Genomic DNA, 23305 nt, shown 5'->3' with positions numbered 1-23305 from the left:
CGGTTAATGCCCTGGACCCGCGATGAAATGGCGGCGCGCGCCGCGCACGAGCTGCGCGACGGCTATTATGTCAATCTCGGCATCGGTATCCCGACGCTGGTCGCCAATCATATTCCGGACGGGATTCAGGTAACGCTGCAGTCCGAAAACGGCATGCTCGGCATCGGCCCCTTTCCCTTTGAGGACGCGGTTGACGCCGATCTGGTCAACGCCGGAAAGCAGACCGTCAGCGAACTGCCCCACAGCGCCTATTTCGACAGCGCGGCGAGCTTCGCGATGATCCGCGGCGGCCATATCGATGTCGCGATCCTTGGCGCGATGGAGGTGAGCGAAGACGGCGACATCGCGAACTGGACGGTTCCCGGCAAGATGCTGAAAGGAATCGGTGGCGCGATGGATCTGGTCGCGGGCGTGCGGCGGATCATCGCCGTCATGGATCATTGCTCGAAGGATGGCCGCCCCAAGTTCGTGCCGCAATGCACGCTTCCGCTTACCGGGCAGAATGTCGTCGACATGATCGTCACCGATCGCGCGGTATTCGCGCGCCCTGCCCTCGGAAAGCCGTTCGCGATCATCGAACTCGCACCGGGAGAAACCGAAGCGGGCGTCAGAGCGTCAACATCCGCCCAAATTGCTTGAGGTGAAATTTCCATGCCAACAGTGCCCTCAGGGCCGCCTCTTGGCCCGGATCAAGGCCTGCCAAGGACAGGCTCACCGTCCTTGCGGCCGTTCCGACTCTTCTTGCATCCTTTAACAAAATCCTCTCAGCCCCAGTTGACAGCGCCCGGAGAGCTTTTTGCTCGTCTGAGCATCCGGATACCCGCACCCGTTCCCGTCAGAATATGCGCTGTCAGCGAGAAGAGCCGGACCAGTTATCGTGGCACAATGGGGATCTTGTTCTAGGCCAGAAAATGGCGCCGCGTCGCGCGCTGAATGACAGCACACCACTATCCCCACCGGCGCATAGTTCAGGCCGGTCGGATTTCCGCTTCAGATAAAACTCATCGCTCCGCTTTGCGCTGCGGACGCCGATCAGCGGCAGTTGGAACAGCCGACGTGAGGCGCAAAGCAGCCAGTTAAGACGCGAGCGGATTGTAAGCGATTTGGTGATGTTAAGCCTTGTCGTCTATTATCGTTCGTTGTGGCCCATTGAACAGCTGATCATGCGCGGATGGATCCAAGTATCTGAAAATAATTCTAAATATACCACGACAGAACGGTCTCTTAATCAGCGGGTCCTAGGTTTGAGCTCTAAGTGCGCCCACCATTTCCTCCAGTAAAGAACAACCACTTACGGGAGCGCCGCGAAGCACGAGCGTGGTCTTTGTTTGCGTTCGCAAGCCGACCGTAAACACCCGCCGACCCGGCAGATCGAAAGGCGTTCAAGACACTGACGTGCTTCGGCCTCCAATATCCTGGCGTTTGAGCCGTGTCGTCATGCCAACTTGTCGATGCGCCCTCTCAGGCTATCAAATTGTGCGGCGACGTGCCTCGAATAGGGCAGGCCATTATCGCGAATGACAAGGTCATCACCTTGCCATTCGATCAAGCCGCGACGTTCATAGTCCTGCAGCGCGTTTCGCACCGGTGTGCGCCGTTCAGGGTTGAGACGGGTGCGCCCGTTACAGAGCAGGTTCCGAATATCGCCAGCCCTGGCCCGCTGTTCGTGGCAAATTCCGACCCCGCGTACGGCGGGCAGCCGTCCTTCCTCCACAACGTCCCGATAAGGCCCCGCCCGTTTTTCGTTCTGGACGATGAGATCGGGGAACTTGCTGATCGCGCTGGCGCCGAAACCGAGCAGAACGGACGCGCCATCGTCCGTAAATCCCTGAAAATTTCGGTTCACGCGCCGTTCGCGCGCTGCGGTCGCGAGCGGATCATCCGGCCGCGCAAAATGGTCGAACCCCACCGGAACATAACCCGCGTCGGTCAGGCGCCGATATCCCAGCTCTGCCTGGTCAAAGCGGAGCCGCTGGTCGGGCAGGTCGGTGGCATCGATCCGCCGCTGGCGCGGGATCATGTCGGGCAGATGGGCATAACCGAACAGCGCCACGCGGTTCGGCGCGAGGCGGATCGTTTCGTCGAGCGTCGCATCGAGATCGGCGAGCGTCTGCCCCGGCAGCCCGTGCATCAGGTCGAAGTTGATCGCGTCGATGTCGCGCAGACGCAGCGCCGCGACGACCCGCTCGATATCCGCAAGCGGCTGGACGCGCCCGATCGCCGCCTGGACATGCGGCGCGAAGGTCTGGACGCCGAGGCTGACGCGCGTGACATGCGCCGCCGCGAGGACCAGCGCCCATTCTGCGGAAAAGCCGCGCGGGTCGAGCTCGATCGAAACCTCCGGCCGATGCGCGTCGAAAACCGTCAGGATGCGATCGAGCAGACGCACCAGTTCGACCGGCGCGATCGCATTCGGGCTGCCGCCGCCAAACGCGATGCGTTGCACCCGCCCGCGCCCGCCGAGCCGCTTCGCAACGAGCGCGATCTCCGCCCGCAAGGCCGTCAGATAGTCGGCCAGCCGCTGCTTGCGGCCCGCAGCCCCGGTGTTGCAACCGCAATACCAGCAGATCTGCTCGCAGAAGGGGATATGGACATACAGCGAGATCGGCGTCGCTGCCTCGACCCCGTCGAGCGCGCGCGCATAATCCTCCGCACCGACGGCATCGGTAAATTCCATCGCGGTGGGATAGCTGGTGTAGCGCGGCACCGGCTTGGCGAGCAGATCGGGATGATAGGACCACATGATGGGCGTCCTATGCCGGCCGCGCGGCCGCATCATTGACCGGGATCAACGGCGCGCGCATCAGCAGCATGATTTCTTGCCGACCGCCGGCTTGACCCGGCGGTCGGTGACGGCATGACAGGCCTTGGCGCAGTCGCGCCGCTGGTCGGGGTCGAGCGGGTCGCCCGGCAGCATCATGCGATGCGTTTGGCCGCCGCAGGCGGGGATCGTCAATATGCGCGCCTCGACCGCGACCGGCGGCTGGATCAGCGCCATAGCGCCGAGCGCCAGCATGAACCGGCGCGCGATCATGGCTCTTTCCCCTCTTCATCCTCGACGAAGATGCGCAGCGCGGCGCCGTCGAGATCGTCGAACTGCCCCTTGCGCAGCGACCAGAAAAAGCCGGCGAGCCCGAGCATCCCGAGCCCGAGGGCGATCGGGATGAGGAAGACGAGGCCGTTCACCGGATCGCCCTTTTTAGCCGCAGCGCATTGCCGACGACGATCAGCGACGATCCCGACATCGCGAGCGCGGCGACGAGCGGGGTAACGAAGCCGAGAAAGGCGAGCGGCACCGCAATGGCGTTATAGCCGATCGCGAGCAGGAAATTCTGCCGCACGATCGCCTGCGTACGCCGTGCCATGCGCAGCGCGTGCGCCACCGGCATCATCCGGTCGCCCAGGAAAATGCAATCGGCCGCATTCTTGCCGGCATCGCTCGCCGATCCCGGCGCCATCGACGCATGACCCGCCGCGAGCGCCGGCCCGTCGTTGAGCCCGTCGCCGATCATCAGCACCCGGCGCCCCTGCCCCGCCTGCCGGTCGATCGCGGCGAGCTTGTCCTGCGGGCTCATCCCCGTCTGCGCCGTCAGGCCGAGCGCGCGCGCCACCGGTGCAACCGCCTCGGCCCGGTCGCCCGACAGGATCATCGCGTCGACGCCTTCGCGAGCAAGCGCGGAGATGGTTTCGGCGGCATCGGGGCGGAGACGGTCGGCGAAGCCGATCGTCGCGACCACGCGGCCGTCGATCGCGAGTTCGGTGGCGAGCGCATCGCCGAGGTCCGCCGACTGCGGACGCCCGAGCGTCACCACCTGCCCGCCCCGGCGCGCCTCGACGCCGAAGCCGGGGGTCTCGCGCAATGCGGTCACGGCGGCGGGCCGAACATCGGTCTCTCGCAGCCCGCGCGTCAGCGCTTCGCTGAGCGGATGGCGGCTCGCCTGCGCCAGCGCGAAGATCAACGCCTTCGCATCGGCATCCAGCCCGTCCAGCCCGATCGCCTCGGGTCGGCCGAGCGTCAGCGTGCCGGTCTTGTCGATGAGCGCGCGATCGACCTCCGCCAGCCGTTCGAGCGCCGATCCGTCCTTGATCAGCACACCCGCGCGCATCAATTCGCCCGCCGCGACGATCTGGGCCGCCGGAACCGCAAGCCCGAGGGCACAGGGGCAGGTAATGATCAGCACCGCGGCGGCAATCAGCAGGCTGTGGTGCCAGCCCGCGCCCGCGACCATCCAGCCGGCGAAGGCCATCAGCGCGAGGCAATGCACCGCCGGCGCATAGAGCCGCGCGGCGCGGTCGGCGATGCGGACATAGCGAGACTTGCCCTGCGCCGCCTCGCCCATCAGCCGCGCGATGTCGGCGATGGCGGTGTCCGCCCCCGCAGCGGTCACGCGCACATGGATCGGGGCGTCGAGATTGAGCGTCCCGGCATGGACGAGGTCGTCGGCATGGACGCCCTGCGGCGCGCTTTCGCCGGTCAACAGCGACAGGTCGAGGCGGCTCGCGCCACCGATCACCACGCCGTCGGCCGCAAGCCTTTCGCCCGCCGCGACGAGCATCAACATCTCCGGCTCGAGCGCGGTCGCGTCGACCCAGCGGCTGCGGCCGTCGGCGTCCAGCACCGTCGCGCCGGTCCCCATGTTGCGCAGCAAAGCGGTAACGCCGCCGCGGGCGCGGTCGCGCATGACGCTGTCGAGCCAGCGGCCGCAGAGCAGGAAGAAGAGCAGCATCGCCGCGCCGTCGAAATAGGCGTGCGGCCCGCTGGTCGCGGTTTCATACAGGCTGATCGCGCAGACGAGCAGCACCCCGATGCTGATCGGCACGTCCATGTTGGTGCGCCCGTGGCGCAGCGCCCGCCAGGCCGAACGGAAAAAGGGGCGCCCGGCATAGGCGACGGTCGGCAGCGCAATCGCCGCCGACAGCCAGTGGAACAGGTCGCGCGTCGCCCCCGCCGCGCCCGACCAGACCGACACCGACAGCAGCATGATGTTCATCATCGCGAAGCCCGACACCGCGACCGCCCGCAGCAATTCGCGGCTCGTCTCGGCTTCGGGGTCCACTTCATCGGCGCCGCTTCCGATCGGATGCGCCTCGAACCCGAGGTTCGAGAACGCCCCGATCAGGTCGGGCATGTCGGCGTCGGGAGTATAGGACAGATGGACGCGCTTTTCGGTAAAATTGACGCGGGCGGCGGCGATGCGACGGTCGCGCACCAGCCCCTGCTCGAGCTTGGCGATGCAGCCGGCGCAGCGGATGTCGGGGACCGCGAAGTCGCGTTCGACGAGGGCGGCGGCGGTCATTGCAGATCCTTCCGGTAACGCGCTTCGTCGGCACCGTGCCGGACGATGAGGTCGAGCCGCCAGCGTCCCGGCGCCAGCGGACGGGTCGAGCGCAGGACAGTTCCCGCCGCCGGCGCGAAACCGAACGCGGCGGGCGGGGTGCGTCCAACCGGATGGCTAATCGTCGCCGACGCCAACAGGCCGTCCAGCGGCGCGCCATGCTTACGAACATCGAGCAGGACGTGGCGGTCGGCATCGAGCGTGACGGTCGTTTGCCAACCCAACCGGTCCTGCGCTGCAGCCCGTTGCAGCCATTCATTATAATGCTGGCTGGCGACATAGCTGTTCTCGACCACCTTGCCGCCGAAGGTCGACAGGGCGAAGTGCGCCATGGTGAAGTTGACCGCCATCACCACGCCGAAAAAGGCGACGAGGATCATGGCCATGTGCCGCCCCGCGAAGACCCGGGGCTTGCGTGTGTCGGTCATTGTGCTGTCTCCGGGCGATCGAACTGAATGATGTCGCTATCGCCGCGCGGGTCGCCATCGAGTCCGCGCGTCGAGATCGTGAAATCCTGGCGCGCCGGACCGGCTCCGGGCGCCGCGATGAACAATTTGATGCTGGTGACGCCGTCGGCGGGCAGCGTCACCTCGATCCGCTGCGCGGCGCTTTCCCGTGACCCCGCTGCGGTCCAGAGGGCGGCGCCCGCAAGCCCGCTGACGGTTACGGCCACGCGGCGCGGCCGCGCCTCCATGTTGCGCAGTTTCAGCGTATAATTGTTGCGGATATGCCCGTCGGAGAGCTGGACATAGAGCGGGCTGCGCTCGTGCTGGACGGCGAGGTCGAGCCGGGTCCGCTGCCCCAGCGAAAAGAGCATCGCCGCGCCGATCGCGGTCCAGACGCCGAGATAGATCAGCGTGCGCGGACGCGTCAGCGTCTTGAGCACGGGCTGGCCGGTCCCGCCCGCTTTTTCGGTCGTCGCATCGTCGAGCGTGCAATAGTCGATCAGCCCGCGCGGCCGGCCGACCTGGGCCATCACCCCGTCGCACGCATCGATGCACAGCGCACAGGTGATGCAGCCGATCTGCGGTCCTTCGCGAATGTCGATGCCGGTCGGACACACCGCGACGCACTGATTGCAGTCGATGCAGTCGCCGAACGCTCCAGGATGGGCCATCGCCTTCTTGACGCTGCCGCGCGGTTCGCCGCGCCAGTCCTTATATGTGACCAGCAGCGATTTTTCATCCATCATCGCGGTCTGGATGCGCGGCCAGGGACACATATAGATGCACACCTGTTCGCGCAGGAAGCCGCCGAGGATGACGGTCGTCGCGGTCAGCACGGCGACCGTGCCATAGGCGATCGGCGCCGCCTGTCCGGTCCAGAAATCCACCGTCAGCGTCGGCGCATCGGCGAAATACATGATCCATGCACCGCCGGTCCAAAAGGCGATGGTCAGATAGATCGCATATTTCAGCGCCCGCCGGGCCAGCTTCTCGGCCGTCCACGGCCCGTTGGCGAGGCGGATCTGCGCGTTGCGGTCGCCGTCGACCAACCGGTCGACATGCTGGAACAGGTCGGTCCACACCGTCTGCGGACAGGCATAGCCACACCAGGCGCGCCCGACGGCGCTGGTGACGAGGAACAGCCCGATTCCCGCCATGATCAGCAGGCCCGCGACATAATAAAATTCATGCGGCCAGATTTCGATCTGGAACATATAGAAGCGCCGGTTGGCGAGATCGACGAGCACCGCCTGGTCGGGCGCATAGGGTCCGCGGTCCCAGCGGATCCACGGCGTCCCGTAATAGATCGCCAGCGTCACCGCCATGATCGCCCATTTGAAGCGGCGGAAGGGACCGTTCACCGCTTTCGGGTAAACGCCCTTCCGCGCTTCATAGAGCGGCGCGGGCTGGCCGGAGAGGTCGTCAGGGCTGACCATCGGCTCCCTGTCCCTCGACGGCTCCTTCGGCCGCCGGAGCGGGCCCCTTTTCGCCGCCGCCCAGCGAATAGACATAGGTCGAGAGCATCTTGATCGTCACCGGATCGAGCCGGTTGTTCCAGCGCGGCATGACGCCGTTGCGCGGCTGGGTCACCGTCGCGGTCAGGCTGTCGCGGTCACCGCCATAGAGCCAGATCGCGTCGGTCAGCTTCGGCGCGCCGAATTGGCGCCCGCCCTCGCCGCCCGCCCCGTGGCAGACCGCGCAATTGTCGGCGAACAGCGCCGCGCCGCGCGTCGACGACATGCTCGACTTTTCCTGCCGGCTGATCGTCCGCACATAGCTGACGACGTCGCCGATCTGCGCCGCATCGAGGATGCCGTCGCGGCCGAAGGCGGGCATCTGGCTGGTTCGCGTTTCCTTGTGATCGGGATTCCGGATGCCGTGGGTGACCGTATATTCGATCGTGGCGAGGTCGCCGCCCCATAGCCAGTCGTCGTCGGTCAGGCTGGGATAGAGTTTCTTCACCCCCGCTCCCCCGGCGCCGTGGCACTGGACGCAATGGACGCGAAAGGCCGCGCCACCGCCCTGCACCGCCGCCTGCATCAAGTCGGGCCTGGCCGGCAGGTCGGTCAGCGGCGTCGCCGCGATCGCATCGACGATCGGGGCGCGGCGCTTTGCATCGGCGTCCATTTCCTTCGCCAGGTCGCCGCGACTCGACCAGCCGAGAACACCCTCGGTCGCGCTGTTGAGCATCGGCCAGGCCGGGTAGAGGATGACATAGCCGAGCCCCCAGACGATGGTGGCGTACAAGGTCCACAGCCACCAGCGCGGCATCGGCGTGTCGAGTTCCTCAATGCCATCCCATTCATGGCCGACAGTGCTGGTTCCGGTGGCTTCGTCGATGCGTTTCTGCTCAGCCATGTTCGTCATCCTCGAAGATCATGTTCGCGGCTTCTTCGTTGCGGGCGCGGGCGCCCGGGCGGAAAGGCCAGGCGATGAAGGTGAGGAACAGCAGGGTCATGGCCAGCAGCCCCCAGCTGTCGGCGAAATGGCGAAGGTCGTCGTAGCTCATCGCCCCGCCTCCGCTTCGCCCGCGCGTTCCTGGGGAGCCGCCTTGTCGACATCGACGAGCGTGCCGAGCATCTGCAGATAGGCGATCAGCGCATCCATTTCGGTCAGCCGGTCGGGATCGCCGTCGAAATCGCGAACCTGCGCCTTGGGATAGCGTTTCTGCAGATCAATCCCGGCGGCGGGGTCGACCTGCGCCGCCATATCCTCGTTCGCCTTTTCTATATCGGCCTTCGTATAGGGCACGCCGACACGATAGAGCGCCGTCAGGTCGTTGCGCATGTCGCCGGCCTGCAGGTCCTTTTCGGCGAGGAAGGCATAGGGCGGCATGATCGACTCGGGCACGACGCTGCGCGGATCGATCAGATGCGCCTTGTGCCATTCGTCCGAATAGCGGCCGCCGACGCGCGCCAGGTCGGGCCCGGTGCGCTTCGACCCCCATTGGAACGGATGATCGTACATGCTTTCGGCGGCGAGGCTGTAATGGCCGTAGCGTTCGACCTCGTCACGGAACGGACGGATCATCTGGCTGTGGCAGGTGTAGCAGCCCTCGCGGATATAGACGTTGCGACCGGCGAGTTCGAGCGGGGTGTAGGGCCGCATCCCCTCGACCTTCTCGACCGTATTGTCGATCCAGAACAGCGGCGCGATCTCGACGATACCGCCGATCACGACCGCGATCAGGGCAAGGAAACCCAGCAGGCTGACGTTGCGCTCGATGCGCCGGTGGCTGAAGCGCTTTTCGGCTTTTTCACTGGCCATTGTCTGGCTCCTTATTCGGCGGGGACGGGCGCGAGCGGGCGGTCCGCTGCGGCATTATGCGGGGTTTCGGTCATCGACCGTTCCTCACGGACGCGGCCCGCGATCGTCGCCCAGACATTGTAGATCATCACCAGGAAGCCAGCGAGATAGAGCGCCCCGCCCGCCGCGCGGATGATGTACATCGGATGCATCGCGGCGACGGTTTCGACGAAGCTGTAGACCAGATAGCCATCGGCCCCATATTCGCGCCACATCAGGCCCTGCATGATGCCCGCGACCCACATCGCGGCGGCGTAAAATACGATCCCGACCGTCGCGAGCCAGAAGTGCCAGTTGACCATGCGGAGACTGTACAGGCGCTTCTTGCCCCACAGGCGCGGCGTCAGATAATAGACTGCGGCAAAGATGATCATGCCGTTCCAGCCGAGCGCGCCGGCATGAACATGGCCGATCGTCCAGTCGGTATAGTGCGACAGGCTGTTCACCGCCTTGATCGACAGCATCGGGCCCTCGAACGTGGCCATGCCGTAAAAGGCCATCGCCATCACCATCATGCGGATGATCGGATCGGTGCGGATCTTGTCCCATGCGCCGTTCAGCGTCATCAGGCCGTTGATCATCCCGCCCCAGCTCGGCATCCACAATATGACCGAGAACACCATGCCCAGCGTCTGCGCCCAGTCGGGCAGCGCGGTGTAGTGGAGGTGATGCGGACCCGCCCAGATATAGAGGAAGATCAGCGACCAGAAATGGAGGATCGACAGGCGATAGCTGTAGACCGGCCGCTCGGCCTGCTTGGGCACGAAATAATACATCATCGCGAGGAAGGGCACGGTCAGGAAGAAGGCGACCGCATTGTGGCCGTACCACCATTGCGTCAGCGCATCCTGCACCCCGGCGAAGGCCGAATAGCTTTTGGAGCCGAAGATGGTGACCGGAATCGACAGATTGTTCACGATATGCAGCATCGCGATCGTGATGATGAAGCTCAGATAAAACCAGTTGGCGACATAGATATGCGGCTCGCGGCGCTTGATCAGCGTGCCGACGAACACCGCCAGATAGGCGACCCAGACGATGGTCAGCCAGAGGTCGACATGCCATTCGGGTTCGGCATATTCCTTGCTCTGCGTCATGCCCATCAGATAGCCGGTCGCGGCCAGCACGATGAACAGCTGGTATCCCCAGAAGACGAAGCGCGCGAGCGTGGGAAACGCCAGCCGCGCGCGGCAGGTGCGCTGGACGACGTAAAAGCTGGTCGCGATCAGCGCATTGCCGCCGAAGGCGAAGACCACTGCCGAGGTGTGCAGCGGCCGCAGCCGCCCGAAAGTCGTATATTCGAGATTGAGATTGAGCGCGGGAAAGGCGAGCTGGAGCGCGATATAGAGGCCGGCGGCCATGCCCGCGACGCCCCAGAACAGCGTCGCGATGACACCCCAGCGGACCGGGTCGTCGTCATAGACCCCCTGGTCGGCGGGCATCTTCAATATCCCGCGCGCGAGTCCGCTATAGTCCGCCTGCGTGACGGTCACCCACAGCATGATGAGGCAGGCGACCGCGACGATCACCATATGCACGGCAAAGGGCGCGTCGGCCGCCAGTGCCGCCATCACCAGCGCCAGCAGGGCAAGCGCCATCCAGCCGCCCGCTTTTGTTACCAGACCGTCCATATCGCATGTCCCCGCAATGCGCGGCGACGGGCCGCGCGGTTCGGGACCGCCTTTGGGCGCTGGCGCGCGCAAAAACATTGATCGGGATCAAGGAAATTCTTGCGCGCGATCAATGCGCCGTTTCCGCCCCGCGCACAGGGATGGGCCACCCAAACAGGAGGTACATCCGATGACCAGCAAAGCTCTCCCCCTCATCGCCCTCGCCGCCGCGCTCGCGCTTCCCGGACAGGTCGCCGCCAAGGTCGGCGACGTCCAGTTCAAGGTCCTAGCGACCTATGTGGCGCCCGACGGCAAGATCACCGATGTGAAGACCGACCTGATCGGCCTGCCCGCCGGCGCGCAAAGCAAGGCCGACGACAATGTCACCCCGACGGTCGCGATCGAATATTTCGTCGCCGACAATATCTCGCTCGAAACCATCGCCGGGGTGACGCAGCATGACGTGAACGGCCGCAGCGCCCTCGACGGCGCGACGCTGGTGTCGGACGCGAAGATCGTGCCCGCGACGCTGACGATCAAATATCATTTCGGCAAGGATGGCGGTGTGCGGCCCTATGTAGGCGCCGGTCCGAGCTATTTCATCTTCATCGACGAAAAGCCCGGCGCGACGACGCAGGCGCTCGGCGCGACGCGGCAGAAGATGGGCGACACGCTCGGCGCCGCGCTGCAGGCGGGCATCGACATTCCGCTGAACGATAAGGGCTTCGGCCTCAGCCTCGATGCCAAGCGCTATTTCCTGCGCCCGACCGCGACCTGGTATGCGGGGACCGTAGAGGTGCTGAAAACGCGCCACAGGCTCGACCCGTGGGTGATCAGCGCCGGGGTCGCCTTCCGCTTCTGACGACTCTCCGCCCGGCGCCGGCGTCAGCCGGCCATATGCTCCATCGCCGCGCGGTCGTTGATCACGATCTCGCGGCGCGATGGAAGGTCGAGCAGACCCTCGGCGCGCATTTTGGTGAGCTGACGGCTCGTTGTTTCGATCGTCAGGCCCAATATGTCGGCGATCTGCTGGCGCCCGAAGGGCAGGTCGAATCCGTCGCGCGCGCCCGACTGGCACCCCTGCCCCGACAATCGCTCGGACATTTCGAGCAGGAAGGAGGCGACCTTTTCGGAGGCCGACTTGCGCCCGAGCAACATCATCCAGTGTCGCGCGCGGTCGAGTTCGTCGAGCGTGCGGCGCAGCAGTTTCTGTTGCAGGTCGGGATGCGTGCTCGCAAATTCGTCGAAATTATTGCGGTTGAAGATGCACAGTTCGGCGTCGGTCATCGCGGTGACGCTGTACGGACTTTCCTTGCCGAACGGGCGGCCGATGAAATCGGACGGAAAGACCACACCGACGATCTGCTCGCGCCCGTCGGCGGTCGATACCACCAGTTTGAGCACGCCTTCGAGGACATTGGCGACGACGGGCGCGCCATCGCCCTCCCACAGCAGGGTCTGTCCCTGCCGCACCTTCTGCCGACGCGCCATCTTGCCCAGCGCGGCAAGCTCCGCAGGGTTCAGGCTCGCGCAGATCGCGCGGTTTCGGACAACGCAGGTCGCACAATCGGTCACCCGTCCGCCCTACAGGAAGGCGTCCGGTTTGAAAAGCGTAGCGGATCAAAACCCTAGTGCGCGAGCAGCAAAGGCGCCGGCGCGGCTTCGAGCAGGTAACGGGTCACCCCGCCGAACAATGTTTCGCGCAGGCGCGGTCGGCCAAAGGCGCCCATGACGATCAAGCCGGGTCCGATCTCGGCCGCGACGCGCGCGAGCACCTCTTCGGCGGTATCGACGCCCTTCGCCTCGCGCCGCAGTTCGCCATGCACTTCGTGCCGCGACATATAGCGCAGCGCATCCTCGGCCGCGACATGCCCCGCCTCATCCCCCACGGTGACGAGGATGACCTGCCGCGCATCGCCCATCAGCGACACCCCGGCGCGCAGGGCATTCGCGGCCTGCGGACTGCCGTTCCACGCCACCATCATCGGCGCGTCGAGGTCAATCGGCTGCCCGTCGGCCGGCATCGCCAGGACCGGAACCGGCACGGTCAGCGCCAGGTCCGCGGCGATTGTCGGCCCGCAAAACCCGCGACGATCGCGAGCGCCCAGCGATACGACGGCAAGGTCGGACAGCGTCGCAGCCAGCGCCATCGTCGACAAGGCATCGCCATCGGCGATTCCGACATCCCAGGGAACATCTTCGCGCGCAAGTTCGGCGCTCAATCGCTGTTCCAGATCGGCATCGGCCAATTGGGCCCGCGCCATCTGCTCCCTGGCGAGATACATGCCGCCAAAGGGATCCGACGCGATAAACTGTTGAAAGGGCGAACTGATCAGAAAGCTGAGATGCGATCGGAAACGCCGGCCGATCGACAGAGCAGTCTGTGTCCGCGTCGCCATCCCGGTACCGTGGTCGGCCTGAATCAAAATATTTCGCATAGTCGAGCTCCTGCAATGGCGAGAGATTGGCGAAGTCGGCGGCCCCCGTCATTGACTCGGGTCAAATTTGAAAGGCGCGAGAATTCGTTCAGCCAATGCGCTTCCCGATATGTTGCGCACGCCATTGACGGGGTGACAGGCCAAAGGTCTGGGCGTGCCAGCGCGTGAAAGCGCCGATCGAGGCATAGCCGAGCATCTCCGCGACATCGGTGACCCGCGTCCGGGGATTGGCAAGATATTGTGCCGACAGCTGCATTCGAGCACGACCAAGGAGGTCGCTGAACCGCGTGCCATCGGCGTCGAGCATGCGCTGCAGCGTGCGGACAGTTAGCCCCATCGACGCCGCGCAATGCTGGATCGTCGCCCGCCCCGTCGGAAGAAAGAACATGATCGCCTGCTCGACGTCCTGCGCCGTGGTCCGCATCGCGGGCGCCATGACGCTTTCAATGAGATCGCGCGCTTGGAGCGCCATATCCATGTCCGCGCGCAGATTCGGGCGATCCAGATCGTCCGGGGACATCACGAGCCCGTTGAACTCGCAATCGAACTGCGGCCGACATTTGAAGAGGCGGCCAAAGATCGCCATGTCCGAAACGGGCGGCGCCTCATGCGAGAAGCAGATCGACAGCGGCGCCCACCCGTCGCCGACAACACTGGCACATAGCCGGGCGGTCACCCCCAGCGCGAGATCGATCGACTGGCGCGCGGTCATCGGCGCAGTAAGCGCGAAATCCTCGCGCAGCACGACTTCACCATCGATATCTTCCAGATGCAGAACAAGCGTCGAATTGATCCGGTTGCGATACTCGCGGAGCGCCTGCAGCACGTCGCCCAGCGTCGGCTGGTGCGCGATGACGAGGCTGGTCACGCCCAAATTCGCTGTTGATCGCTCCTCGGCCATCCGCAGGCCCAGCGTGATGCACCCCGTTTCCTCGGCACTGCGTTCGAGCAGGCGGATGACCGCATAAGCGGAAATCAGCTGATGCGGGTTCTCCAGCAATTCTCTCGACAGGCCGGTTTCGCGCAGCAACGGCCGGGGATCGGCGCCGAGCGCGCGCATCACCGGGAAATAGCCGGTTAGCGCCGCCGCACGAACGAGTTCCGCCATCCCTTCTCTCCCATGCCCGCGCCCTTGACGTCGATTGCAAAAATTATGTCGTGAAATGTGAAAAATGCAAGCGCCTCGACGCCTAGGCCAGACGAAAGAGGAGAGAGGATGATGGCAAAGATAGTTTGCTTTCACGAAACGGGCGGCCCCGAAGTGCTTCGGGTCGAAGAAGCTGCTGTCGGCGACCCCGGTCCGGGCGAGGTCCGCATCCGCCACGCCGCCGTCGGCTGCAATTTCGCCGACACCTATTTCCGCTCGGGCTATTATCCGGCACAGCTTCCCGCCGGAATCGGCGTCGAGGGTGCCGGGACGATTGAGGCGGTCGGCGCAGGCGTCACCGGTTTCGCGCCCGGCGACCGGGTCGCCTATAACGGCAGCCCGCTCGGCGCCTATAGCGAGGCGCGCGTCATGCCTGCCGCGCCGCTGTTCAAGCTGCCCGATTCGATTTCGTTCGAGGACGCCGCCGCGTCGACGATGCGCGGCCTGTCGGCGACCTACTGGCTCGCCAAGACCAATCCGCGCATGAAGGCGGGCGATACCATCCTGCTCCACGCGGCGGCCGGCGGGGTCGGGCTGCTTGCGGTACAGCTTGCCAAACTAATGGGCCTGCGCGTCATCGGCACCGTGTCGAACGAGGCGAAGGCCGAAAAGGCGCTGTCGCTCGGTTGCGACGAGATCATCTTCTATCGCCGCGAGGATGTCGCGGCGCGGGTCAAGGAATTGACCGACGGCGAAGGCGTGACGACGGTGTTCGACAGCGTCGGCAAGGACACCTTCGAAGGCTCGCTGAAATCGCTGAAGCGGCGCGGCGTGTTCGTCGCCTGCGGCACCGCGTCGGGGCCCTTCCCGCCGGTCGAGGCCTTCCAGCTCCTGATGCAGGGATCGGTCTATTTCACCCGCCCGGGCTTCGCCGACTATTATGCCGACCCTGCCGAGCGCGCCGAATTGTCGGACCTGTGGTTCGGCCATCTGGCTGCGGGCCGCATCAAGGTCGAGATCGGCCAGCGCTACGCCCTGAACGATTGCGTCGCCGCGCACCGCGAACTCGAAGCCGGCCAGACGATAGGATCATCCATCTTCGTGCTCTGAGGGAGAGAGACGATGAAGATCGAGAAGCTCACTTGCCACATCGGCGCCGAAGTCCACGGCATCGACCTTGCCCAAGCGGCGCGCAGCGACGATCTGTTCGGCGAAATCCGCGCCGCGCTGCTCGAGCATAAGGTCTTGTTCCTGCGCGATCAGGACATCGCGCGCGCCGATCATGTCGCCTTCGCGAGCCGCTTCGGGGCGCTCGAGGATCACCCGGTCGTGGGAAGCGACCCCGAGCATCCGGGTCTCGTCCAGATCTACAAGGACGAGACGTCGCCGCCCGACTATTATGAGAATAGCTGGCATTGCGACGCGACCTGGCGCGAGGCGCCGCCGCTTGGCGCGGTCCTGCGTTGCATCACCTGCCCGCCGGTCGGCGGCGATACGATGTGGGCGAACATGGCGAAAGCCTATGCCGACCTGCCCGACCATGTGAAGGATGTGATCGCACCGCTGAAGGCGCGCCATTCGATCGAAGCGAGCTTTGGCGCGCGCATGACCGAGGAGCAGCGCCACGCACTAAAGGCGCGCTTCCCCGATGCCGAGCATCCGGTCGTCCGCACCCATCCCGAAACGGGCGAGAAAATCCTGTTCGTCAATGGGTTCACGACCCATTTCACCAATTTCCATACGGCCGAGAATGTCCGTTACGGCCAGGATTATGCCCCGGGGGCGAGCCAGCTCCTCGCCTATCTGATCGGGCGTGCCGTGATCCCCGAATATCAGGTGCGCTGGCGCTGGCAGCCGAACAGCGTCGCGATCTGGGATAACCGCTCGACCCAGCATTATGCCGTCATGGATTACCCGCCCACGATCCGCCGCATGGAGCGCGCAGGGATAGTCGGCGACCGCCCCTACTGATTTCGTTCAAGGAGAGAGAATATGCAGTTTCTCGACGACAGCCTGCTTCCCGAAACGCAGGACAAATTGGTCATCACCGTCGCGCCCTATGGGCCCGAATGGCATCCCGACGATTTCCCCGAGGATATTCCGCTCACCATGGAAGAGCATATCCAGAAGGCGGTCGACTGCTACAACGCTGGCGCCACCGTGCTCCACCTCCATGTCCGCGAAGAGGATGGCTCGGGGTGCAAGCGCCTGTCGAAATTCAACGAGCTGATCGCCGGGGTGCGCGAGCGTGTGCCCGACATGATCATCCAGGTCGGCGGCTCGATCTCCTTTGCTCCCGAAAGCGACGAAGACGGCGCCGAGGCGAAATGGCTGTCGGACGAGGTCCGTCACATGCTCGCCGACCTCAAACCCGCGCCCGATCAGGTGACGATCGCGGTCAACACGACCCAGATGAACATCATGGACCTGATGACCGACGAGGAATATGGCCAGACCTCGCTCGCCAATCCCGCGCTGTATCAGGCCTATCGCGAGATGGTGGTGCCCGCGGGGCCGCAGTGGGTCGAGGAGCATCTGCGCCGGCTGACCGCAGCGGGCATCCAGCCGCATTTCCAGCTCACCTGCATGCCCGACATGGAAACGGTCGAGCGGCTCGTGCGCCGCGGGCTGTACAAGGGTCCGCTCAACCTGACCTGGGTCGGCATCGGCGGCGGCTTCGACGGGCCGAACCCCAATAATTTCATGGAGTTCATCCGCCGTGCCCCCGACGGATCGACGGTGACGCTCGAATCGCTGATGCGCCACGTCCTGCCGGTCAACGTCATGGCAATGTGCCTCGGCCAGCATGTCCGCTGCGGCATCGAGGACACGCTCTATGACCAGCATGGCAACAAGATGACGTCGGTCCAGGGTGTCGAGCAGATCGTCCGTATCGCCAAGGAGCTTGGCCGCGAGGTCGCGACCGGCAAAGAAGCGCGCGAAATCTACAAGATCGGCGTGCAGTATAATTCGGTCGAGGAAACGCTCGCCAAGCTCGGCATGGCGCCCAACCGCCAGCCCGGCCAGCGCGCGCTGCCGCTGCGCTACGCGGCCTGAGGCGGGAGCGCGGCGATGACCTTCGGCGGCGAGACGACGATCCTCTTCGTTCCCGGGCTTCGGGATCATGTCGAGGATCATTGGCAGACCCATGCCGCACGGGCGATCCCCGGCGCGGTGACGGTCGCGCCGCTCGCCGCCGACAGGCTCAGCCGCGCCGGACAAGTCGCGGCGCTCGACGCCGCGCTTCGCGCCATCACCGGCGAGGTGGTGATCGTCGCGCACAGCGCCGGGTGCCTGACGACGGTGCATTGGGCGCTGGCGCCGACACGGCCGATCCGCGCAGCGCTGCTCGTCGCCCCTGCCGACATCGAAAGCCCGCTCCCCGCGGGCTATCCCGAACCCCCGGCGCTGAAGGATGGCGGCTGGTTCCCGATCCCGCGCAAGCCCCTCCCCTTCCCGGCGCTCGTCGTCGCGAGCCGCAACGATCCGCTCGCGGCGTTCGATCGCGTCGTCGGATTTGCCGATGCGTGGGGCGCGGCGCTGCACGATGCGGGCGAGGTCGGGCATCTCAACCCGGCGGCAGGCTATGGCCCCTGGCCCGCGCTGTTCGGGCTGCTCGACCGGCTCGACGATCATGCCCGGAGCGCGGTGCTGTGAGCGCGACCCCGGTCAGCGACGCGATGCGCGCGGGCGGCCAGTGGAACGCCGCGTGGGACGAGATGGCGGCGCTCGACCCCGAATGGCTCGAAACCTTCCTGGCCGCCGGCACGCTGCCGCTGCGGCGCGGCGTTCTCGACCCCAAGATTTACGAATTTCTGGCGATCGCGGTCGATGCCTCGTGCACGCATATGTACGCGCCGGGCACGCGCCGCCACATCGCCGCCGCACTCGACAAGGGCGCGACGCCCGAGGAAGTGATGGCGGTGCTCGAAGCGGTCGCGGTGCTCGGGCTGCATTCGGTCGCGCTCGGCGCGCCGATGCTGGCCGAGGAAATGAAGGCGCGCGGGCTGACGATAGCCGACGGCGGGGCGGACTGAGATGCCACCGCCCGCCCATCCTCGAACGACGCAAGGGAGGCGGCAATGGCGGTAATGGCACCTGCGGCGAGTCCCGGCGTCGCGATGAGCGGCCCGCGCGATACGACGCTCTATGGCTGGATCGTCTTCGCGCTGAGCTTCGGGCTCCTGATCTCCGACTATATGGCGCGGCAGGTGCTCAATGCGGTCTTCCCGCTGCTCAAGGCCGAATGGGCCCTAAGCGATGCCGAGCTCGGGCTGTTGTCGGGGGTCGTCGCGCTGATGGTCGGGCTGCTGACCTTCCCACTGTCGCTCGCCGCCGACCGCTGGGGCCGCGTGCGCAGCCTCGCGTTGATGGCGGCGCTGTGGAGCTTTGCGACGCTCTTTTGCGCCGTCGCCACCAGCTATTCGCAGATGCTCGTCGGCCGCGTGATGGTCGGCGTCGGCGAAGCCGCCTATGGCAGCGTCGGTATCGCGGTCGTGATCAGCGTCTTTCCGCAGCGGCTGCGCGCGACGCTGTCGGCTGCGTTCATGGCGGGCGGGCTGTTCGGCCAGGTCCTCGGCGTCGCGATCGGCGGCGAGATCGCCGCAAGCCACGGCTGGCGCACGGCTTTTACGGTGATCGGGCTCGGCGGCCTTGCGTTGGCGATCCTCTATCCGCTGGTGGTTCGCGAGAAGCGGATCGCCGAGATCGCCGGGGCGGGCGCACTCACCGCCCGTGGGTCGGGAGCCGAGCCGCGCGCGGCGCTGCGCGCGCTGTTCGCCAATCGCAGCGTGCGGCTCGCCTATTGCGCAAGCGGGGTGCAGCTCTTTGCCGCAGGCGCGCTCCCGGCTTGGCTGCCAAGCTATTTCAACCGCTATTATGCGATGCCCGTCGATGCCGCCGGACGCATGGCGGCGCTGTTCCTGCTGATCTGCGGCTGCGGCATGGTGCTGTGCGGCATGGCGAGCGACCGCGCGGCGCAGGGCCGACCCGACCGCAAGATATTGCTCGCCTCGGGCTATGGGTTCGGCAGCTCGATCGCGCTCACCTTCGCGCTGATGCTGCCGCCGGGATTGCCGCAGCTTGTCCTGCTCGGCATTGCGATGTTCCTCGTCGCCGGGACGACAGGCCCCGCCGGGGCGATGGTCGCCAATCTGACCCCCGCCGCGCTCCACGGTTCGGCCTTTGCAACGCTGACGCTCGCGCACAACCTGCTCGGGCTCGCGCCGGGGCCGATCCTGACCGGGCGCATCGCCGACACCGTCGGTCTGCTCGACGCGCTGCGTTTCCTGCCCGTTGCCGCCGTCATCGCCGCGCTGCTCTTTCTCGCCGCGCGGCGCAGCTATCTCGCTGACCTCGATACGGTCGCCCGCCAACCCTAGGAAACAGTCTCATGCCATCGCTTGTCACGCGCGTCGCCGCACCGGCGCCGGGCCTTGCCATCGCGCTCGTCGTCGCGGCGACCGCAACCTTCCTGTCCGAACATTATGACGCACCGGTCATGCTCTATGCCCTGCTGCTCGGCATGGCGCTCAACTTCGTGACCGAAGCACCGCGTGGCCGGCCAGGAATCGACTTCGCCGCCAAGGGGCTGATGCGGATCGGCGTCGCCCTGCTCGGCTTTCGCATCGGCTGGGACCAGGTATCGGCGCTCGGCTGGGGGCCGGTGGTGATGGTTGTGGCGCTTGTCGGCGCGACAATCCTGATTTCGACCCTCGCGGCGCGGGCGATGGGGTTCAACCCGCTGTTCGGTTTCCTGTCGGGCGGCGCGACCGCGATCTGCGGCGCCTCGGCGGCCATGGCGCTGTCGGCGGCGCTGCCCCCGAACGACCGCAAGGAACAAGCGACGCTGTTCACCGTCATCGGCGTATCGGCGCTGTCGACGACCGCGATGGTCCTCTATCCGCTGATCACGCGCGCGCTGGGGCTCAGCGATCATGCCGCCGGTATCTTCATCGGCGCGACGATCCACGACGTCGCGCAGGTCGTCGGCGCGGGCTATGCGATCTCGCCCGATGCCGGCGACACCGCGACGATCGTCAAGCTGCTGCGCGTTGCGATGCTGCTACCGGTCATTCTCGTCGCGGGGCAGATCAGCCGGCGCGAGGCGGGCGCCGCCGGAACCGAGCGGCCGCCGCTGCTGCCCTGGTTCGTCGTCGCCTTCGTCGCACTGGTCGCGCTGAACAGCCTCGTCGCGCTGCCGGCGGCGGTAACCGACGCCGGGAAACTGCTGTCGAGCTGGTGCCTCGTCACCGCGATCGCCGCGATCGGGATGAAGACCCGGCTCGGCGATCTGGTGCAGGTCGGCTGGAAGCCCGTCGCGCTGATGATCGGCGAGACCGTGCTCCTCGCCGCGATGGTGCTCGGCTGGCTCGCCATCGCGCCACTGTGACGCGCATTGCAAAATTCCTGTCGTGAAATGTGAAATATCGCCGCCCGAGCGCCGATAGTTTTCGATCAAAGATCGCCAATAGATCATCCTGGGAGGGAAATATGAAAACGATTGCCTGCACGAGCCTTGCCGCCTTCGCCGCCGTCCTCACGGCCACGCCAGCCACCGCACAGGAAGCACCCCCCGCCGACGCCGCGAGCGACATGGGCGACGCGATCGTCGTCACCGCGCAGAAGCGCGCCGAGAATATCCAGGACGTGCCGATCTCGATCGCCGCCGTTAGCGGCGAGACGATGGAAAGCGCCAACGTCCTGACCGTGATGGACCTCGGCCGGGTCGCGACCAATTTCCAGACGGTGCGCTCGTCGAACACCGGCTCGACGCGTATCGGCATCCGCGGCGTCGGCAGTCTCGCCAACACGCTGATCGAACCGAGCGTCGCGGTGTTCGTCGACGGCGTCTATGTCCCGCGCTCGGGCTCGATCCTCGGCGCCTTCCTCGACATCGACGGGGTCGAGGTGCTGCGCGGGCCGCAGGGCACCCTGTTCGGCCGCAACGCCAGCGTCGGCGCGCTGTCGATCCGCAGCGCGCTGCCCGAGGACGAATTTTCGGGCGCGGTCTCGGCCGAAGCCGGTTCGTTCGATCGCTACAAACTGTCAGGCCATGTCAACATTCCCTTGGGCGAAAATGTCTCGGCGCGCGTCGCGGCGATGGGCCAATGGTATGACGGGCCGTGGAAGAATCGCTACGATGGCAAGACTTATGGCGGGTCCGACGATGTCGCGGTGCGCGGCACGGTCAAGGCCGAGTTCGGCAACCTCGAATGGATCGTGCGCGGCGATTATGTACGGCTCGACGGCGACGGCGTCGTCAATTTCGACTTCGATCCCGCCTCGGTCGCCCCGGCGCGCCTCGCCTTCCTCCGCGCCGCGTTCAGCGGCGGCCCCGACACAAACCTGAACGACCGGGTGATGAACCAGTCGGTCGCCTCGGGGCTGCTCGACAAGAATTGGGGGGTGTCGAGCACCGCCTCGCTCGAGATCGGTGGCGGATCGACGCTGCGCCTTGTCAACAGCTATCGCAAATGGACGAACGACCAGCTCGACGGCGACATCATCTTCCTGCCCGTTCCGCTCGCGACGCGGCGCAGCCTGTTCGATTCGGGGAGCTGGAACCACGAACTGCAATTCATCTCGCCCGAGCGCGAATGGCTGGACGGTCATTTCGATATGGTCGCCGGTGTCTATTATTTCGAGGAGAAATTCGCGCTCGGCGAGCAGCTCAACATGGACACGCAATATTGCAATGTCCTCGTTCCCGCCGGACCGGGGCGCACCGCCTGCGCTGCCTATTACGCCAGCACCGGCGGCATCGCCGCTACCGATCAGGACGTATTCCAGAAGGTCCGCAGCGTCGCCGCCTATGCCCAAGGCAATATCTATATCGCCGACGCGCTGACGCTGACGCTCGGCGGGCGCTGGACCAACGACCGCAAGCGCGGCAGCTATTCGCAGCTCTCGAGCCCCTTCACCCAGACGATCCGCGCGCCCGAAGTGCTGGACTATCCCGGCCTCTCCGAAAGCCGTTTCACCTATCGCGTCAGCCTCAATTACAAGCCGGCCGACGATGTGATGATCTTTGCCACCCATTCGACCGGTTACAAATCGGGCGGCTATAATTCGGGCGGCGGGGTGCCATCGCTGTCGACCTTCGACCCGCAAGGCAATCTGGTCTCGACGCGGCGCATCTTCGATCGCGAGACGGTCAAGAATTACGAGTTCGGCGCCAAGACGAGCTGGCTCGACCGCGCGCTGACCGCGAACATCACCTTCTTCCGCATGGACATCGCGGGCTTTCAGGATCGCGCCTTTGACGGGGTCAGCTTCGTCGTCCGCAATGCGGGCAACCTTCGCCAGCAGGGCTTCGAGCTCGACCTGCGGCTGGCACCCAGCGACCGCTTTTCGCTGTCGGGCTCGCTCGCCTATCTCGACTCGAAATTCACCGATTTCAGAGGTGCTTCGGGCCTGCCGGGCATCGGCGGCACGCAGGACCTGACCGGCAAGCCCAACAGTTTCTCGCCGCCATGGTCGGGCAATGTCGCGGTCGACTGGAACGGGAATATCGGGTCGGGCGGGCTGACCTGGGCCGCGAACGCCAATGTCTCCTTCGTGTCCGACCAATATGTCGGCACCGTCAACGATGCCAATCCGCAATCGATCGCCGACGGCTATGCGCTGCTCGGCGCGCGGCTGACGCTGAGCGGCCCCGACGACCGCTGGTCGCTGGCGATCTTCGGCAGCAACCTCACCAACACCCATTACCGCCCACTCTCGGTCTATCAGCCGCTCGGCGGCGCGCTCGGGCTCAACAACGGCGCGTTTCCGGGGAGCACGGCGAACCGCGTCCTCGCGAACGAACCGCGTACCTATGGGGTCAGCGGAACCTTCCGATTCTGACGCCGATATGGCGGCGCGGCCTCTTCGGAAGCCCGCCGCCGGCGGTTTGGCGACGATCCGCTTCTCGACATCGATCGTCAAAGGTGGACGCGCACCATTGCCTTGTCGGTAGAATATCTTGTGAGTTCTTTCATACCTGCCAACTAATTACGGTTTATCGAAATCGACAAAAAGGCAGGACCGGAAGCGCATGTTGCGAAAGCTGTTTGGCCGGAAGGCCGAGGACCTCACGGCA

23 protein-coding genes are annotated in these 23305 nt (G+C 65.6%); 10 read left to right on the top strand and 13 right to left on the bottom strand.

From position 1 onward, the window contains the following. The first annotated feature begins 6 nt into the window (after window positions 1–6). Entirely contained in the window at window positions 7–639 is a 633-nt protein-coding gene (locus ACREB7_RS04920) for a 3-oxoacid CoA-transferase subunit B (RefSeq protein ID WP_431591173.1), read from the top strand. Window positions 640–1435: 796 nt separating this feature from the next. Here the strand turns inward: ACREB7_RS04920 and hemN are convergent. The 10 genes from hemN to ccoN are packed head-to-tail and all read right to left on the bottom strand — an operon-like array spanning window position 1436 to window position 10719. Then, window positions 1436–2743, bottom strand: a complete 1308-nt coding sequence (hemN, locus tag ACREB7_RS04915; protein WP_431591172.1) for an oxygen-independent coproporphyrinogen III oxidase — start codon at window positions 2741–2743, stop codon at window positions 1436–1438. Window positions 2744–2803: 60 nt separating this feature from the next. Further along, on the bottom strand, window positions 2804–3034 hold the full coding sequence (locus tag ACREB7_RS04910; RefSeq protein WP_431591171.1) for a hypothetical protein: 231 nt from the start codon (window positions 3032–3034) through the stop codon (window positions 2804–2806). Then, window positions 3031–3186: a cbb3-type cytochrome oxidase assembly protein CcoS gene (gene ccoS / locus ACREB7_RS04905; RefSeq protein ID WP_431591170.1), complete on the bottom strand. Its 156-nt coding sequence runs from the start codon at window positions 3184–3186 to the stop codon at window positions 3031–3033. The genes ACREB7_RS04910 and ccoS overlap by 4 nt, the downstream gene beginning before the upstream one ends. Beyond that, window positions 3183–5297 (bottom strand): heavy metal translocating P-type ATPase, encoded by a 2115-nt coding sequence (locus ACREB7_RS04900; RefSeq protein WP_431591169.1) that lies wholly within the window; start codon window positions 5295–5297, stop codon window positions 3183–3185. Before ACREB7_RS04900 ends, ccoS begins: the two co-directional genes overlap by 4 nt. Continuing rightward, entirely contained in the window at window positions 5294–5764 is a 471-nt protein-coding gene (locus ACREB7_RS04895) for a FixH family protein (RefSeq protein ID WP_431591168.1), read from the bottom strand. The genes ACREB7_RS04900 and ACREB7_RS04895 overlap by 4 nt, the downstream gene beginning before the upstream one ends. Beyond that, entirely contained in the window at window positions 5761–7218 is a 1458-nt protein-coding gene (ccoG, locus tag ACREB7_RS04890; protein WP_431591167.1) for a cytochrome c oxidase accessory protein CcoG, read from the bottom strand. Before ccoG ends, ACREB7_RS04895 begins: the two co-directional genes overlap by 4 nt. Further along, on the bottom strand, window positions 7205–8140 hold the full coding sequence (gene ccoP, locus ACREB7_RS04885) for a cytochrome-c oxidase, cbb3-type subunit III (protein WP_431591166.1): 936 nt from the start codon (window positions 8138–8140) through the stop codon (window positions 7205–7207). Before ccoP ends, ccoG begins: the two co-directional genes overlap by 14 nt. Next, window positions 8133–8291 (bottom strand): cbb3-type cytochrome c oxidase subunit 3, encoded by a 159-nt coding sequence (locus ACREB7_RS04880; RefSeq protein WP_431591165.1) that lies wholly within the window; start codon window positions 8289–8291, stop codon window positions 8133–8135. Before ACREB7_RS04880 ends, ccoP begins: the two co-directional genes overlap by 8 nt. After that, on the bottom strand, window positions 8288–9049 hold the full coding sequence (ccoO, locus tag ACREB7_RS04875; protein ID WP_431591164.1) for a cytochrome-c oxidase, cbb3-type subunit II: 762 nt from the start codon (window positions 9047–9049) through the stop codon (window positions 8288–8290). The genes ACREB7_RS04880 and ccoO overlap by 4 nt, the downstream gene beginning before the upstream one ends. Window positions 9050–9060: 11 nt before the next feature. Further along, window positions 9061–10719, bottom strand: a complete 1659-nt coding sequence (gene ccoN / locus ACREB7_RS04870) for a cytochrome-c oxidase, cbb3-type subunit I (RefSeq protein ID WP_431591163.1) — start codon at window positions 10717–10719, stop codon at window positions 9061–9063. 169 nt (window positions 10720–10888) lie between these two features. On the opposite strand from ccoN, the gene ACREB7_RS04865 reads away from it, so the two are divergent. Next, on the top strand, window positions 10889–11560 hold the full coding sequence (locus tag ACREB7_RS04865; protein ID WP_431591162.1) for an OmpW/AlkL family protein: 672 nt from the start codon (window positions 10889–10891) through the stop codon (window positions 11558–11560). 23 nt (window positions 11561–11583) lie between these two features. On the opposite strand, the gene ACREB7_RS04860 is transcribed toward ACREB7_RS04865, so the two are convergent. The 3 genes from ACREB7_RS04860 to ACREB7_RS04850 all read right to left on the bottom strand — a co-directional run bounded on the left by ACREB7_RS04860 (window position 11584) and on the right by ACREB7_RS04850 (window position 14379). Continuing rightward, window positions 11584–12273, bottom strand: coding sequence for a Crp/Fnr family transcriptional regulator (locus tag ACREB7_RS04860; protein WP_431591161.1), 690 nt, complete (start codon window positions 12271–12273; stop codon window positions 11584–11586). A gap of 53 nt (window positions 12274–12326) precedes the next feature. Beyond that, the gene (locus tag ACREB7_RS04855; protein WP_431591160.1) at window positions 12327–13136 is read right to left on the bottom strand and encodes a universal stress protein; all 810 of its coding nucleotides are present in this window, start codon (window positions 13134–13136) and stop codon (window positions 12327–12329) included. A gap of 88 nt (window positions 13137–13224) precedes the next feature. Next, window positions 13225–14379, bottom strand: a complete 1155-nt coding sequence (locus ACREB7_RS04850; RefSeq protein ID WP_431591159.1) for an AraC family transcriptional regulator — start codon at window positions 14377–14379, stop codon at window positions 13225–13227. On the opposite strand from ACREB7_RS04850, the gene ACREB7_RS04845 reads away from it, so the two are divergent. From ACREB7_RS04845 to ACREB7_RS04810, 8 genes are all read left to right on the top strand, one after another. Beyond that, entirely contained in the window at window positions 14356–15333 is a 978-nt protein-coding gene (locus ACREB7_RS04845) for a quinone oxidoreductase family protein (protein WP_431591158.1), read from the top strand. The genes ACREB7_RS04850 and ACREB7_RS04845 overlap by 24 nt on opposite strands. 12 nt (window positions 15334–15345) lie before the next feature. Further along, window positions 15346–16194: a TauD/TfdA dioxygenase family protein gene (locus tag ACREB7_RS04840; RefSeq protein ID WP_431591157.1), complete on the top strand. Its 849-nt coding sequence runs from the start codon at window positions 15346–15348 to the stop codon at window positions 16192–16194. A 21-nt stretch (window positions 16195–16215) separates the two neighbouring features. After that, window positions 16216–17280, top strand: a complete 1065-nt coding sequence (locus ACREB7_RS04835; RefSeq protein ID WP_431591156.1) for a 3-keto-5-aminohexanoate cleavage protein — start codon at window positions 16216–16218, stop codon at window positions 17278–17280. A gap of 15 nt (window positions 17281–17295) precedes the next feature. Next, window positions 17296–17880, top strand: a complete 585-nt coding sequence (locus tag ACREB7_RS04830; protein WP_431591155.1) for an RBBP9/YdeN family alpha/beta hydrolase — start codon at window positions 17296–17298, stop codon at window positions 17878–17880. Then, window positions 17877–18260: a carboxymuconolactone decarboxylase family protein gene (locus ACREB7_RS04825; RefSeq protein WP_431591154.1), complete on the top strand. Its 384-nt coding sequence runs from the start codon at window positions 17877–17879 to the stop codon at window positions 18258–18260. Before ACREB7_RS04830 ends, ACREB7_RS04825 begins: the two co-directional genes overlap by 4 nt. A gap of 45 nt (window positions 18261–18305) precedes the next feature. Beyond that, window positions 18306–19604, top strand: a complete 1299-nt coding sequence (locus ACREB7_RS04820; RefSeq protein WP_431591153.1) for an MFS transporter — start codon at window positions 18306–18308, stop codon at window positions 19602–19604. A gap of 11 nt (window positions 19605–19615) precedes the next feature. After that, a complete protein-coding gene (locus tag ACREB7_RS04815; protein WP_431591152.1) occupies window positions 19616–20614 on the top strand; it encodes a YeiH family protein in 999 nt (332 codons plus the stop codon). Between the two features lie 101 nt (window positions 20615–20715). Next, window positions 20716–23070: a TonB-dependent receptor gene (locus ACREB7_RS04810; protein ID WP_431591151.1), complete on the top strand. Its 2355-nt coding sequence runs from the start codon at window positions 20716–20718 to the stop codon at window positions 23068–23070. The last annotated feature ends 235 nt before the right edge of the window (window positions 23071–23305 follow it).

It is taken from the genome of Sphingopyxis sp., from assembly GCF_050725615.1.
In the GTDB taxonomy this organism is placed as follows: Bacteria; Pseudomonadota; Alphaproteobacteria; order Sphingomonadales; family Sphingomonadaceae; genus Sphingopyxis.
The sequence above is the reverse complement of the archived record's forward strand: the minus strand, read 5'-3'. Positions and strand labels throughout refer to the sequence as shown.

Bases quoted from the DNA above. Each gene is read 5' to 3' on its own strand.
- hemN (WP_431591172.1), bottom strand. From the start codon at position 2,743: ATGTGGTCCTATCATCCCGATCTGCTCGCCAAGCCGGTGCCGCGCTAC.
- ccoG (WP_431591167.1), bottom strand. From the start codon at position 7,218: ATGGTCAGCCCTGACGACCTCTCCGGCCAGCCCGCGCCGCTCTATGAA.
- ACREB7_RS04810 (WP_431591151.1), top strand. From the start codon at position 20,716: ATGAAAACGATTGCCTGCACGAGCCTTGCCGCCTTCGCCGCCGTCCTC.
- ACREB7_RS04820 (WP_431591153.1), top strand. From the start codon at position 18,306: ATGGCGGTAATGGCACCTGCGGCGAGTCCCGGCGTCGCGATGAGCGGC.
- ACREB7_RS04900 (WP_431591169.1), bottom strand. From the start codon at position 5,297: ATGACCGCCGCCGCCCTCGTCGAACGCGACTTCGCGGTCCCCGACATC.
- ACREB7_RS04815 (WP_431591152.1), top strand. From the start codon at position 19,616: ATGCCATCGCTTGTCACGCGCGTCGCCGCACCGGCGCCGGGCCTTGCC.
- ACREB7_RS04845 (WP_431591158.1), top strand. From the start codon at position 14,356: ATGGCAAAGATAGTTTGCTTTCACGAAACGGGCGGCCCCGAAGTGCTT.
- ACREB7_RS04830 (WP_431591155.1), top strand. From the start codon at position 17,296: ATGACCTTCGGCGGCGAGACGACGATCCTCTTCGTTCCCGGGCTTCGG.
- ccoO (WP_431591164.1), bottom strand. From the start codon at position 9,049: ATGGCCAGTGAAAAAGCCGAAAAGCGCTTCAGCCACCGGCGCATCGAG.
- ACREB7_RS04920 (WP_431591173.1), top strand. From the start codon at position 7: ATGCCCTGGACCCGCGATGAAATGGCGGCGCGCGCCGCGCACGAGCTG.
- ccoP (WP_431591166.1), bottom strand. From the start codon at position 8,140: ATGGCTGAGCAGAAACGCATCGACGAAGCCACCGGAACCAGCACTGTC.
- ACREB7_RS04840 (WP_431591157.1), top strand. From the start codon at position 15,346: ATGAAGATCGAGAAGCTCACTTGCCACATCGGCGCCGAAGTCCACGGC.
- ACREB7_RS04910 (WP_431591171.1), bottom strand. From the start codon at position 3,034: ATGATCGCGCGCCGGTTCATGCTGGCGCTCGGCGCTATGGCGCTGATC.
- ACREB7_RS04880 (WP_431591165.1), bottom strand. From the start codon at position 8,291: ATGAGCTACGACGACCTTCGCCATTTCGCCGACAGCTGGGGGCTGCTG.
- ccoN (WP_431591163.1), bottom strand. From the start codon at position 10,719: ATGGACGGTCTGGTAACAAAAGCGGGCGGCTGGATGGCGCTTGCCCTG.
- ACREB7_RS04865 (WP_431591162.1), top strand. From the start codon at position 10,889: ATGACCAGCAAAGCTCTCCCCCTCATCGCCCTCGCCGCCGCGCTCGCG.
- ACREB7_RS04855 (WP_431591160.1), bottom strand. From the start codon at position 13,136: ATGCGAAATATTTTGATTCAGGCCGACCACGGTACCGGGATGGCGACG.
- ACREB7_RS04835 (WP_431591156.1), top strand. From the start codon at position 16,216: ATGCAGTTTCTCGACGACAGCCTGCTTCCCGAAACGCAGGACAAATTG.
- ACREB7_RS04895 (WP_431591168.1), bottom strand. From the start codon at position 5,764: ATGACCGACACACGCAAGCCCCGGGTCTTCGCGGGGCGGCACATGGCC.